Below are 16,279 nucleotides of genomic sequence, written 5' to 3'. Positions count from 1 at the left end.
GAGGAGGAACGACAGCGTGACCTACGTCATCGCGCAGCCTTGTGTCGACGTCAAGGACAAGGCGTGCATCGAGGAGTGCCCCGTCGACTGCATCTACGAGGGCTCCCGGTCCTTGTACATCCACCCGGACGAATGCGTCGACTGCGGTGCTTGTGAGCCGGTCTGCCCCGTGGAGGCCATCTTCTACGAGGACGACACCCCGGAGGAGTGGAAGGACTACTACAAGGCGAACGTCGAGTTCTTCGACGAGCTCGGTTCGCCCGGTGGTGCCTCCAAGCTCGGCCTGATCGAGCGCGACCACCCCTTCATCGCCGCGCTGCCCCCGCAGAACGGCTGATCAGCCGCCCGGACCGAGCCGCCCTTCGCCGGCGGATCGGCCGCTGAGCCGCTGATCCGCCGCGGGACGGCAGATCCGATCCGCATCCTCCGGTCCCGTACGGCTCGTCGTCCGTACGGGACCGAGGCGTTTGACGCCCACGTACCAGAAAGCGAGCGCCGCCGTGGCCTCAGTCTCTTCGCGCCTCCCCGTCTTCCCCTGGGACAAGCTCGAGCCGTACAAGGCGACGGCCGCGGGCCACCCGGACGGCATCGTCGACCTCTCCGTCGGCACGCCCGTCGACCCGGTGCCCCCGCTGATCCAGCAGGCGCTCGTGGCCGCCGCCGACTCGCCCGGCTACCCCACGGTGTGGGGCACGGCCCCGCTGCGGGACGCGCTGGTGGGCTGGGTGGAGCGCCGGCTCGGCGCGGTGAACGCCGGGCACACCAACGTCCTGCCCGTCGTCGGCTCCAAGGAACTGGTGGCCTGGCTGCCGACGCAGCTCGGCCTCGGCGCGGGGGACAAGGTCGCCCACCCCCGGCTCGCCTACCCGACGTACGAGGTGGGCGCGCGCCTGTGCGGCGCGGAGCCCGTCGTCTACGACGACCCCACGGAGCTCGATCCGGCCGGCCTCAAGCTGCTGTGGCTGAACTCGCCGTCCAACCCCACGGGCAAGGTGCTGGCCAAGGACGAGCTGATCCGTATCGTCGCCTGGGCGCGCGAGCACGGCGTGCTGGTCTTCAGCGACGAGTGCTACCTGGAGCTCGGCTGGGAGGCCGAGCCGGTGTCCGTGCTGCACCCGGACGTCTGCGGCGGCACGTACGAGGGCGTCGTCGCCGTCCACTCGCTCTCCAAGCGCTCGAACCTCGCCGGGTACCGTGCCGCGTTCATCGCCGGTGACGCGGACGTGCTCGGCGAACTGCTCCGGATCCGCAAGCACGGCGGAATGATGACCCCGGCTCCCGTACAGGCGGCGACCGTCGCCGCCCTCGGCGACGACGCGCACGTCACCGAGCAGCGTGCCCGGTACGCGGCCCGCCGCACGGCGCTGCGCTCGGCGCTCGAGGCGCACGGCTTCCGCATCGAGCACAGCGAGGCCAGCCTGTACCTGTGGGCGACGCGGGACGAGCCGTGCTGGGAGACCGTCGGGTACCTGGCGGACCTCGGCATCCTCGTCGCGCCCGGCGACTTCTACGGGCAGGCGGGCGAGCGGTTCGTACGGGTGGCCTTCACGGCGACCGACGAGCGGGTCGAGGCGGCCGTGAAGCGGCTTGGCTGAGCTTTTACCGTTCCCGGGCGCCGTCGTCGCACCGGATGTGCGGAAGGGCCCGGGAGCAGCGGCTCCCGGGCCCTTCGCGTTCACCGTGCCGGTCGGTCCCTCGGCCCGCCGACGCGTCGAGGGGCCGGCGGCGGATCAGCCGCCCAGCGGCAGACCGCCGAGCGTGCCGGTGGGCATCCCGCCACGGCCGAGCGAGTCGGTCGGCAGACCGCCCTTGGTGGCGCCGCCGATCAGGCCGCCCGCCTCACCGGCGGTCTCACCGGCGGCCTTCGTGGCGACCGGGGCGGCCGTCCTGGCCGCCTTGCCGACGGCCTTGCCGACGGTCCTGGTCGCGGCGGGCGCGGCCTTCTCGACCGGCTTGCCGCCGACCTGGCGGGCCACCTTGGTGGTCTCCCTCGAGACTCGGTCGACCGTGCCGTCGACGTTGTCCGAGTCGAGGGCCGTCAGGCCGCCGACCGGGGCCTCGGGGATCTCCACGGCGCCTGCGGAGCCGGCCGCACCGACCACGGGAGCTGCTCCCGCCGCGATGAGCAGCGCGGCACGGGCGATCCGACGGGTCAGGGGGAGGGACATGATGCTCCTTGAAGCGAGAGGACGTTCGGACTGTGCGTGGTGCGTGATCGTGCTGTCCGGCGTACGGACGACCTGACAACCGTGGAGAGTGCGGGGGAAGTTGCGGTGCCCTGGGGTAAAGAATTGGTAACGCGTCGCATAATCGGTTTCACGGGAAAACGGGCAAACGATGCCATGTCCGGTACGGCGGCGAACCGTCACTTCCCTTGCGGGCAAAGGGATTCGGGGCATGGACCCGGGCCGGCGCGACCGAGCCGCAGACCCTCCGGGCGAAGCGAGTGGAATGCCTCCTTCGAGCGAGGCGACGGACTACTGTGCGAGCCGCATACGGACGTCGCCCGTGCCCTGATCGGCGGTGCCGCCGGGCGCGCCCGCGCCGGAGGGCTCCGTGCGCCAGCCCTCCCCGGACCTCTCCGCGCTCCAGACCCGGCCCCCGTACGAGACCTCCGCGATGCGCAGCACGTCCGCACGGGCCACCGCCCAGTGCGCCAGCTCCCAGCCCCGCCGGGACGCCGCGCCCCCGTCCGCCGCCGTCGACGACACCGGAACGGCGAGCTCCGTCGTGTCCTCGGCGCCGGCGCTCCCGCGACCCGCACCGCCGCGCGGCAGCACGTCGGACCCGAAGGCGCGCACCAGCTCCGACCGCAGCCGCACCGGGTCGCCGGACCGCTCGCCCTCGCGGGACTCGCAGGTCAGCGTGGCCGCCGCACGGCCCGTGAGCGCCGCCGCCAGCAGCGTGGCGTCCGGCTCGTGTTTCGCGTACGCCTGCGGGAAGCCGCTGCGCTGGACGCGCTGGGCGGCCACGGTCAGCGGCAGCCGCGAGTACCCGGGCACCTCGGCGAGATGGTCGTAGAACTTCCCGGCCGCGTACACCGGGTCGAGGATCTGCTGCGGCGTGCCCCAGCCCTGCGAGGGACGCTGCTGGAACAGGCCGAGCGAGTCACGGTCGCCGTGCTCGATGTTGCGCAGTGCCGACTCCTGGAGCGCGGTCGCGAGCGCGATGGTGACCGCGCGCTGGGGCATGCCCCGGGTGGTGCCGACCGCCGAGATCGTTGCCGCGTTGTCCGCCTGCTCCGCCGACAGCTCGTACGAGGTGCCGCCGTCCTCCGCCGTGCGCACGACGCAGCGCGGCGGGCCGCCGCCGGTCCTGTACTGCACGACGACGTAGCCGATGAGAGCCAGCAGCACGAGGAGCGCGGCCGCGAAGCGAAGGAGGCGGCCGCGCCGGACAGGGGAGGCGGTCTCGGACACGACGCCCACGGTACTGGAGGTGGCGTTAGGGTCTGAGCCATGCCCGAAACCGTGCTCGACCTCACCCAGGACGGCCCGGCGCTCACTGCAGCGCTGGTCGACTTCCGCTCGGTCAGCGGCGAGGAGAAGCCCCTCGCCGACGCCATCGAGCAGGCCCTGCGCCCCCTGCCCCACCTCACCGTCGACCGGTACGGCAACAACGTCGTGGCCCGTACGCACCTGGGGCGGGCCGAGCGCGTCGTGCTCGCCGGGCACATCGACACTGTGCCGGTGGCGGGAAACCTCCCCTCGCGTCTCGACGAGAACGGCATCCTGTGGGGCTGCGGCACCAGCGACATGAAGTCGGGCGTCGCCGTCCAGCTGCGCATCGCGGCCACCGTTCCCGAGCCGAACCGCGACCTCACGTTCGTCTTCTACGACAACGAGGAGGTCGCAGCACACCTGAACGGCCTTGGTCATGTGGCCGACGCCCACCCCGACTGGCTCACGGGCGACTTCGCGGTCCTGCTGGAGCCCTCCGACGCCCAGGTCGAGGGCGGCTGTCAGGGCACGCTGCGCGTCCACCTCCGCACGGAGGGTGAGCGCGCCCACTCCGCGCGCAGCTGGATGGGGTCCAACGCCATTCACGCCGCCGCCCCGATCCTCGCCCGCCTTGCCGCCTACGAACCGCGCCGGCCGGTCATCGACGGACTCGAGTACCGCGAGGGCCTCAACGCCGTGGGCATTGAGGGCGGTGTGGCCACCAATGTCATCCCCGACGCGTGCACCGTGGTCGTCAACTACCGCTACGCGCCCGACCGCAGCATGGAGGAGGCCGAAGCCCACGTCCGTGAGGTGTTCGCCGACTGCGGAGTGAGCGAATTCGTGGTGGACGACCACACAGGCGGCGCGTTGCCCGGACTCTCGCACCCGGCAGCGGCCGCGTTCATGGCCGCCGTCGGCGGCACCGCGCAGCCCAAGTTCGGCTGGACGGACGTCTCACGGTTCAGCGCCCTCGGAGTGCCGGCCGTCAACTACGGCCCCGGCGACGCGCTTCTCGCCCACAAGCGGGACGAGCGCGTGGTCGCCGACAAGATCACGCACTGCGAGGAGCGGCTACGGGAGTGGCTCACCGCCTGACCGCCCCGGCCGCCGTGCGGGCACTGACCGGCCCGGCACGGCGGCTGTGCTTCCGCACATCGAACGCCGGCGGATCGCCCCGATTTCGCCATTCTTAACGTCCGCCGACCTACCCTGGCCCGAAGAAAAATGATGTTCGGCGGAGGGAGCAGGTCATGAGCAGCAACTCCGAGGGTTTGCGCGCGCTGGAGGAGCAGCGACTGGGACCGGTACTGCGCCGAAGGGAACAGGTCCAGCCGACCACCACCGACCAGCGGCTGCTGGACACCGAAGGCGACTCCCAGTGGGTGCACACCGACCCCTGGCGGGTCATGCGCATCCAGTCGGAGTTCGTCGAGGGCTTCGGCGCGCTGGCCGAACTGCCCAGCGCCATCAGCGTCTTCGGCTCCGCCCGCACCCGCCCCGGGTCGCCGGAGTACGAGGTCGGGGTGAAGCTCGGCCGGGCACTGGTCGACGCGGGCTTCGCCGTGATCACCGGCGGCGGGCCGGGCGCCATGGAGGCCGCCAACAAGGGCGCACGGGAGGGCAAGGGGATCTCCGTCGGTCTCGGCATCGAGCTGCCCTTCGAGCAGGGCATCAACCAGCACGTCGACATCGGCGTGAACTTCCGCTACTTCTTCGTCCGCAAGACGATGTTCGTGAAGTACGCGCAGGGCTTCGTCGTGCTGCCCGGGGGGCTCGGCACCCTGGACGAGCTGTTCGAGGCGCTCACGCTCGTCCAGACCCGCAAGGTGACCCGCTTCCCGATCGTCCTGTTCGGCACCACGTACTGGAGCGGCCTGGTCGACTGGCTGCGCAACACCGTGGTCGCGCAGGGCAAGGCGTCGGAGCGTGACCTGCTGCTCTTCCACGTCACGGACGACGTGGCGGAGGCGGTCTCCATGGTCACCAAGGAGACCGGCAGGTAGACCCGTACGCCGCCGGTGTGCCCCGGACGTCCCCGGGAGCGCACCGGCGGCCCCGCCGTCAGGCCAGTCCCCGTCGGGCGACCGTCGGCGGACGGTGGCCCGCGATCGCCGCGACCATGTCCAGCACCTGCTTGGTCTCGGCCACCTCGTGCACCCGGTAGACCTGCGCCCCGAGCCAGGCCGAGACGGCGGTCGTCGCCAGCGTGCCGAGCACCCGCTCCTTGACCGGCTTGTCGAGCGTCTCGCCGACGAAGTCCTTGTTCGACAGCGAGACCAGCACCGGCCAGCCGGTCGCCGTCATCTCCCCCAGCCTGCGGGTCGCCTCCAGACTGTGCCGGGTGTTCTTCCCGAAGTCGTGGCCGGGGTCGATCATGATCCCGTCCCGGCGTACACCCAGCCCGACGGCCCGCTCGGCGAGCCCGACGGTGACCCGCAGGATGTCCGCCATGACGTCGTCGTACGCCACCCGGTGCGGGCGCGTCCGCGGCTCGGCGCCGCCCGCGTGCGTGCACACCAGACCGGCGCCGTACCGCGCGGCGACCTCGGCCAGCCGCGGGTCGACCCCGCCCCACGCGTCGTTCAGCATGTCGGCGCCCGCCTCGCACACCGCCTCGCCCACGTCGTGCCGCCACGTGTCGACGCTGATCACCACGTCCGGGTGGCGCCGGCGGACCTCGGCCACGAACCCCACCGTGCGCCGCGCCTCCTCCTCGGCGCTCACCTCCTCGCCGGGCCCCGCCTTCACCCCGCCGATGTCGATGATGGCCGCGCCCTCGGCCACGGCCTGCTCGACCCGGGCCAGCGCGGGCTCGTCGCGGAACGTGGCGCCCTGGTCGTAGAAGGAGTCGGGCGTCCGGTTCACGATCGCCATGATCACCGGCTCGTGCGCGTCGAACTCGCGCCGTCCCAGCCGCAGCATCCGCAGTTTCCTCCTCAGATCGTCCGCCCTGCGACCCTACTGTCAGTGTCCCGTGGCACGATCGGCACGGGAGTGTTCCGCCGGGGCGTTCCCAGGTCGTCAGGGGAGAGGGTCGCTCGTGTTCTTGTTCTTGCTGATCGCGATGGTCGTGGTCGTCGCCGCGGTCACGCTCGCCGTCGTCGGCGGCGGCGACAGCGCGGCCCTGCCCGAGGCGGCGCCCGAGCAGCTGACCGACCCCCTCCCGGTCAACCGCCCGCTGGGCCGCGCGGACGTGGAGGCCCTGCGTCTGCCCGTGGCCCCGCGCGGCTACCGCATGGACAACGTCGACGACGTCCTGGACCGGCTCGGCGCCGAGCTCGCCGAGCGGGACGCGCGTATCGCGGAGCTGGAGTCGGCGCTGGCCGGCGCGCGGGCGAGCGCGGCCGGCCCGCGCGACCTGTTCGGCAAGCCGGAAGAGGAGCCGGAGCGATGAGCGCCGGCGCCGTGCCCGGCCCCGACGGCGTGCTGCGCTGCCCCTGGGGCCTGTCCACCGCGGACTACGTGGCCTACCACGACGAGGAGTGGGGCCGCCCCGTCCACGGCGACGACGCCCTGTTCGAGCGGCTCTGCCTGGAAGCCTTCCAGTCCGGCCTGTCCTGGATCACGATCCTGCGCCGCCGGGAGGGCTTCCGCAGCGCCTTCGACGGCTTCAAGATCGCCTCGGTCGCGGCGTTCACCGACGCCGACCAGGAGCGCCTCCTCGCCGACACGGGCATCATCCGCAACCGCGCCAAGATCGAGGCGGCCATGGCCAACGCGCGCGTGCTCGCCGACTGGCCCGCCGGCGAGCTCGACGCACTGATCTGGTCCTACGCCCCGGATCCGGCCGGGCGCCCGGTCCCGCGGACCCTGGCCGACGTCCCGCCCATCAGCGACGAGTCGACCGCGCTGTCCAAGGCCCTCAAGAAGCGCGGCCTGCGCTTCATCGGACCGACGACGGCCTACGCCCTGATGCAGGCGTGCGGCCTGGTCGACGACCACCTCGCCGACTGCGTGGCCCGTGGCCCCCGCCCCTGATCCACCAGAGCGGACCTAGCGTCCGAGGTACTTCGGCTTCTCCTTCGCCAGGAAGGCCTGCACGGCGATCGCGTGGTCCTCGGAGGCGCCCGCCTTCGACTGCAGCTCCTCCTCCTTGTCCAGCGCCTCGCTCAGCGAACGGCTCGCGCCGTACGCCAGCGACTCCTTCAGCGCGGCGAACGCGACCGTCGGCCCCTCGGCCAGCCCCCGGGCCACGGCCACGGCCTCCGAGGCCAGCTCGTCCGCCGGGACCAGCCGGTTCGCGATGCCCCAGTCGTACGCCTCCTGTGCGGAGAACGACCGCGGGAACAGCAGCAGGTCGGCCGCGCGGCTCTGGCCGATCAGCCGGGGCAGCGTCCACGACACCCCCGAGTCCGCGGTCAGCGCCACGCCCGCGAACGACGTCGTGAACTTGGCCGTGTCGGCGACGATCCGGTAGTCGGCGGCGAGGGCGAAGCCCAGCCCGGCACCGGCGGCGACGCCGTTCACGGCCGCGACGACCGGCTTCGGCATCTCGGTCAGCGCGCGGACGATCGGGTTGTAGTGCTCCCGCACCGTGCTCATGGTGCCGCCGCTGCCCGACTCGCGGTCCGCGGCCAGCAGCTCCACGTGCTCCTTGAGGTCCTGCCCCACACAGAACGCCTTGCCCGTCGCCGTGAGCAGGACCGCGCGGACGCCGGGGTCCGCGGCGGCGGCCCGCGCGGCGTCCCGCAGCGCGACCTTCGCCTCGACGTTCATGGCGTTCATGGCCTCGGGCCGGTTGATCGTGATCGTCGCGAGTCCGTCGCTCACGTCGTACAGCACGGCGTCGGCCATGGCGGGTCCCCTTTACGGTTCTGACGGCAATGTCGGGGCCCAGCATGGCGGAGATCGCCGGGCGGGGACATGTGACCTGCGTCAAACAATCCTTGTCGTGGCGGCTTCGGAGGGTGGCGAAGTATCGCAGGCCGATCCCCGAATTGGGTGGTTTTGCGAAAGCGCGTTGCGTAAGCGATGCCGACTGATGTTGGTCTTTGGGTCCCGCCATGCGGGATAATGGCCTGGAAGCAATGTGTTCGATGCCGGTGACACAGCACCTCTCATGGGGCCGCCGGCTGCGATGAGCTGGTTTCAGGAAGGGGAACGAGCATGGCGGCCATGAAGCCGCGGACGGGCGACGGCCCGCTCGAGGTGACCAAGGAGGGGCGGGGCATCGTCATGCGCGTTCCGCTCGAAGGCGGCGGTCGGCTTGTCGTCGAGCTGACTCCGGACGAAGCCGACGCATTGGGTGACGCCCTGAAGAAGGTCGTCGGCTGACGCGCCCTGATTCTTCGCCTGCCCCGGCACGCATGTGCCGGGGCAGCGCGCTTTCTGCCCGCGGGCCGTCGGGGCTGACGACTGATGCCGCGCAGCGGCCCGTCCCGGGGTGGCGCACGGGCGGGTCAGCCGCGGCGGCCCCCGCCGCAGCGGTCAGCCGCGCCGGACCGCGCAGAGCAGGCCGTCGCCCACCGGCAGCAGCGTCGGCAGCAGCTCCGGGCTCTCCCGCACCGTACGCAGCAGCTCCCGCACCCTCAGCACCTCCGACGGCTGCGCCGCCGAGTCCACCGTGCGGCCGTCCGCGAACACGCCCTCGAAGCAGACCAGCCCGCCCGGACGGAGCAGGCGCAACGATTCAGCTAGGTACTCCAGCGACTCCGTACGGTCCCCGTCGCAGAAGACGAGGTCGTACCCGCCGTCGGCCAGCCGCGGCAGGACGTCCAGCGCGCCGCCCGGGATGAAGCGCGCGCGGTTCCCCGCGAAGCCGGCCGCGCGGAACGCCTCCCGCGCGAACTGCTGGCGCTCCGGCTCCAGGTCGACCGTGGTCAGCACGCCGTCGGGCCGCATGCCCTGCAACAGGTAGATCCCCGAGACACCGGTCCCGGTCCCGATCTCGGCCACGGCCTTGGCGTCGGCGGTGGCGGCCAGCAGGCGCAGCGCGGAGCCGGTGCCGGGCGACACCGAGGGCAGCCCTGCTTCCCGGGCCCGCTCGCGGGCCCAGCGCAGAGCGTCGTCCTCGGCGACAAAGGCGTCGGCGAACGCCCAGCTCGTCTGCCGGTTGGCGGTAATGACCCTCTCCTGTCCCCGTAGTTGGCGCGACCTGACTGTATCCGCTGCGCCCGGGAACCCGCAGATGGGACCGGACGTTGGAGAAGGACGGGAAGAGTACGTGGATCGGGGCCGGACGGCAGGCCCCGGGTGCACGGACCCAAATCCACGTAAAGATTCTTATCCGGAGCTAACGGGCGAGGTGGCTATGGTAGGGGCTCCGCTGGACACCACCAGAGCTGACAGGGGAGGTGCGGCTGCACCTGCGGATCGGGGAGGAGTGCTCAGGCGCTTCCTCAGGTCGGTGGGTGAGCCCAAATCCGTGACCAACACCGCTGACCGTTCCGTGCCCGCCGACTCCGTAGCCACCGCGACCTTCGCATCGGATGCGGAATCGCAGGCGTGGACCCCTCCCACCTGGGAGGAGATCGTCAGCACGCACAGCGCTCGGGTCTACCGCCTGGCCTACCGCCTCACGGGCAACCAGCACGACGCCGAGGACCTCACCCAGGAGGTGTTCGTCCGCGTCTTCCGTTCGCTGTCGACGTACACCCCCGGCACGTTCGAGGGCTGGCTCCACCGCATCACGACCAACCTCTTCCTGGACATGGTCCGCCGCAAGCAGCGCATCCGCTTCGACGCCCTCGGCGACGACGCGGCCGAGCGCCTGCCCAGCCGTGAGCCGTCCCCCCAGCAGGCTTTCAACGACACCCACTTCGACGCCGATGTGCAGCAGGCGCTGGACACCCTCGCCCCCGAGTTCCGCGCCGCCGTGGTGCTCTGCGACATCGAGGGGCTGTCGTACGAGGAGATCGCCGCGACCCTGGGCGTGAAGCTCGGCACCGTCCGCAGCCGTATCCACCGCGGCCGCTCGCATCTGCGCAAGGCCCTGCAGCACCGGTCCCCCGAGGCCCGTGCCGAGCAGCAGCGGTCCCTGGCGGGCGTCGTCGGCCTTGCCGGGGAGGTCGCACCGGCGTGAGTGGCACCAGTCCGACCCCCGCGGAGCAGCACCTGGGGGACCGGCTCGCCGCACTGGTCGACGGCGAGCTGAAACACGACGTGCGCGACCGCGTCCTCGCGCATCTGGCGACCTGTCCCAAGTGCAAGGCGGAGGCCGACGACCAGCGCCGCCTCAAGAGCGTGTTCGCGCAGTCCGCACCGCCGCCGCTGTCCGCGGGGCTGCTCGCCCGGCTCCAGGGGCTGCCCGCCGACACGGGCATCGACGACGACCGCGGCGGTCCCTTCGGCGGCCGCCCCTCCGACGGCGTTCTCGGAGCTCTGAACCCGTCCGCGGGACATACCCGCGAACCGCGCGGGGAGACCTTCGGGTACGTCCCCGGGGGCACGCATGCGGCGGTCCTGCCGGGGGCGGGCAGCGGCTTCCGTATTCACGAGGTCGGCCGTGCGGACGCTGAGCGCTCCCCGTGGCGCGGCAGACGCTTCGCGTTCGCCGCGGCCAGTGCCGTGTCCTTCGCCGCCATCGCGCTCGGCGGAGCCGTGCCCCTGGACGTCTCGGGTGAGACGAGCGCCCGCGGCCAAAGCGGTGGCAGCAGGGTGACCCCGGTGCGTACAGCGTCCGCCGGGCCGGCCGGTGCCTCCTCCGGAGCCACGACGACAGGCGGCGCGGTCTCGCTGCGCGGCGTGGAGGGAGACCGCCGCCGGGGTGCGACGGGTACGCCGGTGCGGCCGGCCACCGGCCCGTTCCACGCCGTCGCGCCCACCGCACCGCCGAGCCCGCAGCAGGCGCACCCGTACACGGCCGCGCTGCTGATGTACAACTCCGCCGCCCTGCCGCCGCTGATACGGCCGACGGCGTCCGGGTTCCCGCTCGCCGGCGGGCCGGTCGCGTCATCGACCGCCACCCCGGCCCCGACGCATCTCGCGGCTCCGACGGCACCCGGCTCGTCGATGGCGCCCCGGCACTGACGGCTGCACGCACCGGCCCCTGCGCAGGGATTCGCAAACCTGGTTGAATCCAGGGTGCGTGCCCCGCGGGGGTACCGCAGAGGCCGGCAGTTTGCGGGGAGAACATGGACGACGGGAAGCCCACCGGATCGAAGGCCAAGTGGTGGAGCCGCCCCAGCGCGGTGCGAGTGACGCCCTCCGGCCAGGAGCGGTCCGAGCCGACCGACGCGCGGGAAACGACGACGGCGTCGACGACGGCGATCCCGCCGCAGCCGACGGACCTGACTCCGGCGGCCACGGCGGCCGCCCCGGCTGCGCCCGCGGAGCCGGTCGCCACGGCCTCGACGACGGCGATCCCGCCGCAGCCGACCCCGACCAAGTCGGCGCCGACGGCCACGGCGGCCACGGCGCCCGCCCAAGGTGCCTCCGCGGAGCCGGCCGCCCCGGCCGTGCCCGCCGATCTGGTCGCCACGGACACGGTGGTCGCCTCGGCTGCGCCCGCCGAGCCCATCGCCACGGCCATGGCGGCCGCCGATCCGGAGGGCACGGCCTCGACGACGGCGATGCCGCCGCAGCCGACCGACCCGACCTCGACGGCCACGGCGGCCGCCCAGGCTGCGCCCGCCGGACTGGCCGACATTGCAGCCGCTCCGGCCGCGCCTACGGAGCCGGTCGCCACGGACGCGGGCGTCGCCCCGACACCGCCCGCCGAGCCGGAGGCCCCGGCTCCGGCGGATGTCGCCCCCGCGCCCGTTGCGACGGGTTTCTCCCGGCCGACGCCTCTGCACGACCCCGACCCGTACAGCACTCCGCCCTACGGTGGGCCGGGGCCCTGGGCGCCCGCGCCTCCCGTGCAGCGGCCGGTACCGACCCAGGCGCAGGGGACGCCCGTGCCGCCGCGGTACGCGGCACCGCAGCCCGCCCCGCCCGCCCTGCCCGTGGCGCATCCGCAGCCCGAGCCCGCAGCCGCCCACCCGCAGTCGCCTGGCGACGAGCGGCCGCAGCCGCTGAACTCCGTGTGGCTGCAGTACGACCCCTGGAGCGCGCCGGGCCGGCCGTTCACCGAGTCCGGCGAGCCGGTCGCCAGGAGGCGCAGGCGCGGCCCCCTGCTCATCGGCGCGCTCGTTATCGCCCTGGTCGCGGGCGGCGCGGGCGGTGCCATCGGCGCGTACGTCGAGCGCAACGGCGGCATGCCCCAGGTGGAGCTGCCCCAGGCGGGCAGCGAGAGCGCGGACCGCGCGCCCGACAGCGTCGCGGGCATCGCGGCCAGCGCCCTGCCCAGCGTCGTCACCCTGCATGTCAGCGGCGGCGGTGAACAGGGCACGGGCACCGGCTTCGTCCTGGACCGGCAGGGCCACATCCTCACCAACAACCATGTCGTCGACCCGGCCGGGACCTCCGGCGACATCACGATCACGTTCAGCGGCGGGGAGACGGCCGAGGCCACCCTCGTCGGCAAGGACAGCGGATACGACCTCGCGGTCGTCAAGGTCACGGGGGTCTCCGGACTGAAGCCCCTGCCGCTCGGCAACTCCGACAACGTCCGGGTCGGCGACCCCGTCGTCGCCATCGGCGCCCCGTTCGACCTCCAGAACACGGTCACCTCCGGGATCATCAGCGCCAAGGAGCGCCCGATCACGGCCGGCGGCGAGAAGGGCGACGGCAGCGACGTCAGCTACGTCGACGCGCTCCAGACCGACGCCCCGATAAACCCGGGCAACTCGGGCGGCCCCCTGGTCGACAGCCAGGCGCGGGTCATCGGCATCAACAGCGCGATCCGGGCCGCCGACACCGGGGCGGGCGCGGACGGCGGCCAGGCGGGCTCGATCGGTCTCGGCTTCGCCATCCCGATCAACCAGGGCAAGCGCGTCGCGGAGGAGCTGATCAACACCGGCAAGGCGACGCACCCGGTGATCGGTGTGAGCCTCGACATGAAGTTCACGGGCGACGGGGCCCGGGTCGGCGAGCGGGGCAAGGACGACACCCCTTCGGTCACCCCCGACGGCCCGGCCGCCAAGGCCGGCGTCAAGCCCGGCGACGTGATCACCAAGGTCGACGGCCAGCGGGTGCACAGCGGCGAGGAGCTCATCGTCAAGATCCGTGCCCACCGCCCGGGCGACCGGCTGGAGCTCACGATCAGGCGTGGCGGCGATGAACGGACGCTGACGCTGACGCTCGGCTCAGCGGACAGCTCATGACCATCTGCGCGGCGTCCGGAAGGTACCGGGGCGACAGATTCGCCAGGTACCGTGGTTCGGGTCCGGACCCCATCCGACCTGCGGGCCACAGAGAACACGAGGAGCAGCAGGGTGTTCAATGACATAGGCGGACTGGAGCTGGTGGCTCTCGTGATCCTCGCCGTGCTCATCTTCGGCCCCGACAAGCTGCCGAAGGTGATCCAGGACGCCGCCCGCTTCATCCGGAAGGTCCGGGCGTTCTCCGAGAGCGCCAAGGAGGACATCCGCAGTGAACTGGGTCCGGAATTCAAGGACTTCGAGTTCGAGGACCTCAACCCGAAGACGTATCTGCGCAAGCAGCTCGCGGAGAACGAGGACCTCAAGGAGCTGAAGGAGCTCCGCAGCAGCTTCGACCTCAAGAAGGAGATCAGCGAGGTCACGGACGCCGTCAACGGCAAGGAGCCGTCCGGCGTGTCCGAGAGCTCCGTCCCGGCCGCGGTGAACGGCTCGCCCTCGGGCGGCCCCGACCTGCTGAAGAAGCGCGAGAGCGCCGAGCGGAACGAGCGGCCGCCGTTCGACGCGGACGCCACCTGAGCACGCTCGAGCTCCGTCATCCCCTGCGCACGGGGGCGGGGTGGCTATCCTCTCCATCTGTCCGGCAGTGAGGACGCCCGAGGGGGGCGGGTCCGCTGAAGGAACGAACGACGGAGGAGGCGGCCGGATAGATGGCGACGACGAGTCGGGTGACGGCGCAGGACACGGTCGGCGAGGAGCCGGCCCGGGGCGACAGCGATCCTGGCACGACGCAGGGGGGAACGGCTGAGGAGGCTGCCCGGCGTACGGCAGACGGCTTCATGAGCGCCGGCTTCCCCTGGTACGGGCTGGACGAGGCGTTCACCGGTCCGCGCCGGCTGATGCATGTGGGCACCGCGGCGGACGGAACCGTTCAGCACGGCGCCATCGGTCACGGCGACGAGCCGTCGATACGGTCCGAGGTGGCGGGAACGGCCAAGGAGCGCTTCGCCGTGGTCGTGACGGTCGCGGCGAGCCCGCTGCGGCACAGCGGCGACGGTACGGGCGTCCTGGACGCCACGACGGCCTCGTCCGCGGCCTGGCTGGCCGGCTCGGGCCTGCTGGCCCACACCTGGCCCCCGCAGCTGGACCACTCGCTGCGCGACGACTGGCTGGACCAGCAGACGGAGACGGCGTTCGAGCTCGCGGACGACCTGGCGGGTCCGGCGTGGTCGATGCTGTCGCTTCCGGTGGACGGGGTGCCGACGCCGTTCCACTATCGCGAGTCCGAGTTCGGCTGGGTGCTCGCCGGGACGACCGCCGGCACCCGCGACGACAGCCGCACCGCGGGAGTGCACATCGGGGCGTACGGCCGAGGGATGAGCGCGTACGGCCTGGCGTTCGCGGTGGTGGACGTGTCGGCCTACCCGGCCTGACCGCGGCCCGCCGTCCCCGCCCCTTCCCGAACAGCTCCTCGGGCGAAGCCCGGTTCCGGTCCGGAAGAGGACGGGGAGGGAGAGCCGCCCGTCAGAACTTGTTGCGCGGCGTGATGCCGAGGCTCATGCCCGACAGGCCGCGCTGGCGGCCGCCCAGCTTGCCCGCGATCGTGCGCAGCGCCGAGCCCGCGGGGGATTCGGGGTCGGTCAGCACGACCGGCTTGCCCTCGTCGCCGCCCTCGCGCAGCCGCACGTCGATCGGGATCGAGCCCAGCACCGGCACCGTCGTGCCGGTCGTCCGCGACAGGCCCTCGGCGACCTTCTGACCGCCGCCGGTCCCGAAGACGTCGACCATCTCGTCGCAGTGCGGGCACGGCAGGCCCGACATGTTCTCGACGACGCCCACGATCTTCTGGTGCGTCTGCACCGCGATGGAACCGGCCCGCTCCGCGACCTCGGCGGCCGCCTGCTGCGGCGTGGTGACGACGAGGATCTCGGCGTTCGGCACGAGCTGGGCGACCGAGATCGCGATGTCACCCGTGCCCGGCGGCAGGTCGAGCAGCAGGACGTCCAGGTCGCCCCAGTAGACGTCGGCGAGGAACTGCTGGAGTGCGCGGTGCAGCATCGGCCCGCGCCACACCACGGGCGCGTTGCCCGGGGTGAACATGCCGATGGAGATGACCTTCACGCCGTTCGCCGACGGCGGCATGATCATGTTCTCGACCTGGGTGGGACGCCCGTCCGCCCCCAGCATCCGCGGCACGCTGTGGCCGTAGATGTCGGCGTCCACGACACCGACCTTCAGCCCGTCGGCCGCCATCGCGGCCGCCAGGTTCACGGTCACCGAGGACTTGCCGACGCCGCCCTTGCCGGAGGCCACCGCGTACACCCTGGTCAGCGAGCCGGGCTTGGCGAACGGCACCTCGCGCTCGGCGGTCGTGCCCCGCAGCGACGCCGCCAGGTCCTTGCGCTGCTCGTCGCTCATGACGTCGAGCGAGACGTCCACGCGGCTGACGCCGTCGACGCGGGCGACCGCGTCGGTCACGTTCTTCGTGATCGTCTCGCGCATGGGGCATCCCGAGACGGTGAGGTACACCGTGACGGCGACCGTGCCGTCGTCCCCGATGTCGACCGATTTCACCATGCCCAAGTCGGTGATCGGTCGGTTGATCTCGGGGTCGTTCACCGTCGCCAGTGCCTCGAGCACCGCGTCTTCCGTAACCATACGGACGATGGTACGGCGCTGCCTCCCGCCCGGGGAAAG

General features: G+C 72.5%; 18 protein-coding genes. 12 read left to right on the top strand and 6 right to left on the bottom strand.

The genetic code is table 11. The features are described from left to right. The first annotated feature begins 16 nt into the window (after positions 1–16). Positions 17–337: a ferredoxin gene (fdxA, locus tag ACLB9X_RS16750; RefSeq protein ID WP_003985062.1), complete on the top strand. Its 321-nt coding sequence runs from the start codon at positions 17–19 to the stop codon at positions 335–337. Between the two features lie 163 nt (positions 338–500). Then, entirely contained in the window at positions 501–1,595 is a 1,095-nt protein-coding gene (dapC, locus tag ACLB9X_RS16745; protein ID WP_410361148.1) for a succinyldiaminopimelate transaminase, read from the top strand. Positions 1,596–1,730: 135 nt separating this feature from the next. On the opposite strand, the gene ACLB9X_RS16740 is transcribed toward dapC, so the two are convergent. Both ACLB9X_RS16740 and ACLB9X_RS16735 read right to left on the bottom strand, forming a co-directional pair. Then, the gene (locus tag ACLB9X_RS16740) at positions 1,731–2,168 is read right to left on the bottom strand and encodes an ATP-binding protein (RefSeq protein WP_410361147.1); all 438 of its coding nucleotides are present in this window, start codon (positions 2,166–2,168) and stop codon (positions 1,731–1,733) included. A 309-nt stretch (positions 2,169–2,477) separates the two neighbouring features. Then, complete coding sequence (locus tag ACLB9X_RS16735; protein WP_410361146.1) at positions 2,478–3,428, bottom strand: hypothetical protein; 951 nt, start codon at positions 3,426–3,428, stop codon at positions 2,478–2,480. A 30-nt stretch (positions 3,429–3,458) separates the two neighbouring features. Here ACLB9X_RS16735 and dapE point away from each other — a divergent pair, with 30 nt between their 5' ends. Both dapE and ACLB9X_RS16725 read left to right on the top strand, forming a co-directional pair. Beyond that, entirely contained in the window at positions 3,459–4,538 is a 1,080-nt protein-coding gene (dapE, locus tag ACLB9X_RS16730) for a succinyl-diaminopimelate desuccinylase (protein ID WP_410361145.1), read from the top strand. A 155-nt stretch (positions 4,539–4,693) separates the two neighbouring features. Then, positions 4,694–5,446: a TIGR00730 family Rossman fold protein gene (locus ACLB9X_RS16725; protein WP_410361144.1), complete on the top strand. Its 753-nt coding sequence runs from the start codon at positions 4,694–4,696 to the stop codon at positions 5,444–5,446. Between the two features lie 58 nt (positions 5,447–5,504). Here the strand turns inward: ACLB9X_RS16725 and folP are convergent, their stop codons facing one another. Beyond that, the gene (gene folP, locus ACLB9X_RS16720; RefSeq protein WP_410361143.1) at positions 5,505–6,365 is read right to left on the bottom strand and encodes a dihydropteroate synthase; all 861 of its coding nucleotides are present in this window, start codon (positions 6,363–6,365) and stop codon (positions 5,505–5,507) included. 118 nt (positions 6,366–6,483) lie between these two features. Here folP and ACLB9X_RS16715 point away from each other — a divergent pair, with 118 nt between their 5' ends. Beyond that, positions 6,484–6,837, top strand: a complete 354-nt coding sequence (locus ACLB9X_RS16715; RefSeq protein WP_410361142.1) for a DivIVA domain-containing protein — start codon at positions 6,484–6,486, stop codon at positions 6,835–6,837. Further along, on the top strand, positions 6,834–7,421 hold the full coding sequence (locus ACLB9X_RS16710; RefSeq protein WP_410361141.1) for a DNA-3-methyladenine glycosylase I: 588 nt from the start codon (positions 6,834–6,836) through the stop codon (positions 7,419–7,421). The genes ACLB9X_RS16715 and ACLB9X_RS16710 overlap by 4 nt, the downstream gene beginning before the upstream one ends. A gap of 15 nt (positions 7,422–7,436) precedes the next feature. Here ACLB9X_RS16710 and ACLB9X_RS16705 read toward each other — a convergent pair whose 3' ends face one another. Then, positions 7,437–8,237: an enoyl-CoA hydratase/isomerase family protein gene (locus tag ACLB9X_RS16705; RefSeq protein ID WP_410361140.1), complete on the bottom strand. Its 801-nt coding sequence runs from the start codon at positions 8,235–8,237 to the stop codon at positions 7,437–7,439. A gap of 312 nt (positions 8,238–8,549) precedes the next feature. On the opposite strand from ACLB9X_RS16705, the gene ACLB9X_RS16700 reads away from it, so the two are divergent. Further along, positions 8,550–8,717, top strand: a complete 168-nt coding sequence (locus tag ACLB9X_RS16700; RefSeq protein WP_003966491.1) for a DUF3117 domain-containing protein — start codon at positions 8,550–8,552, stop codon at positions 8,715–8,717. A gap of 153 nt (positions 8,718–8,870) precedes the next feature. On the opposite strand, the gene ACLB9X_RS16695 is transcribed toward ACLB9X_RS16700, so the two are convergent. Continuing rightward, positions 8,871–9,572, bottom strand: a complete 702-nt coding sequence (locus ACLB9X_RS16695) for an O-methyltransferase (RefSeq protein WP_410361196.1) — start codon at positions 9,570–9,572, stop codon at positions 8,871–8,873. 121 nt (positions 9,573–9,693) lie between these two features. Here ACLB9X_RS16695 and sigE point away from each other — a divergent pair, with 121 nt between their 5' ends. From sigE to ACLB9X_RS16670, 5 genes are all read left to right on the top strand, one after another. After that, complete coding sequence (gene sigE, locus ACLB9X_RS16690) at positions 9,694–10,464, top strand: RNA polymerase sigma factor SigE (protein ID WP_410361139.1); 771 nt, start codon at positions 9,694–9,696, stop codon at positions 10,462–10,464. After that, positions 10,461–11,411 (top strand): anti-sigma factor family protein, encoded by a 951-nt coding sequence (locus ACLB9X_RS16685; RefSeq protein ID WP_410361138.1) that lies wholly within the window; start codon positions 10,461–10,463, stop codon positions 11,409–11,411. The genes sigE and ACLB9X_RS16685 overlap by 4 nt, the downstream gene beginning before the upstream one ends. Positions 11,412–11,911: 500 nt before the next feature. Then, positions 11,912–13,588 (top strand): S1C family serine protease, encoded by a 1,677-nt coding sequence (locus ACLB9X_RS16680; protein WP_410361195.1) that lies wholly within the window; start codon positions 11,912–11,914, stop codon positions 13,586–13,588. A gap of 111 nt (positions 13,589–13,699) precedes the next feature. Then, positions 13,700–14,161 carry a sec-independent translocase gene (locus tag ACLB9X_RS16675; RefSeq protein WP_410361137.1) on the top strand — a complete coding sequence of 154 codons (462 nt, stop codon included), beginning with the start codon at positions 13,700–13,702 and terminating at the stop codon, positions 14,159–14,161. 131 nt (positions 14,162–14,292) lie between these two features. After that, positions 14,293–15,015 carry a hypothetical protein gene (locus ACLB9X_RS16670; protein WP_410361136.1) on the top strand — a complete coding sequence of 241 codons (723 nt, stop codon included), beginning with the start codon at positions 14,293–14,295 and terminating at the stop codon, positions 15,013–15,015. 91 nt (positions 15,016–15,106) lie between these two features. Here the strand turns inward: ACLB9X_RS16670 and ACLB9X_RS16665 are convergent, their stop codons facing one another. After that, on the bottom strand, positions 15,107–16,240 hold the full coding sequence (locus tag ACLB9X_RS16665) for an Mrp/NBP35 family ATP-binding protein (protein ID WP_410361135.1): 1,134 nt from the start codon (positions 16,238–16,240) through the stop codon (positions 15,107–15,109). Positions 16,241–16,279 lie beyond the last annotated feature (39 nt).

The organism is Streptomyces sp. 5K101, from assembly GCF_046506645.1.
Lineage (GTDB): Bacteria > Actinomycetota > Actinomycetes > Streptomycetales > Streptomycetaceae > Streptomyces.
The sequence above is the reverse complement of the archived record's forward strand: the minus strand, read 5'-3'. Positions and strand labels throughout refer to the sequence as shown.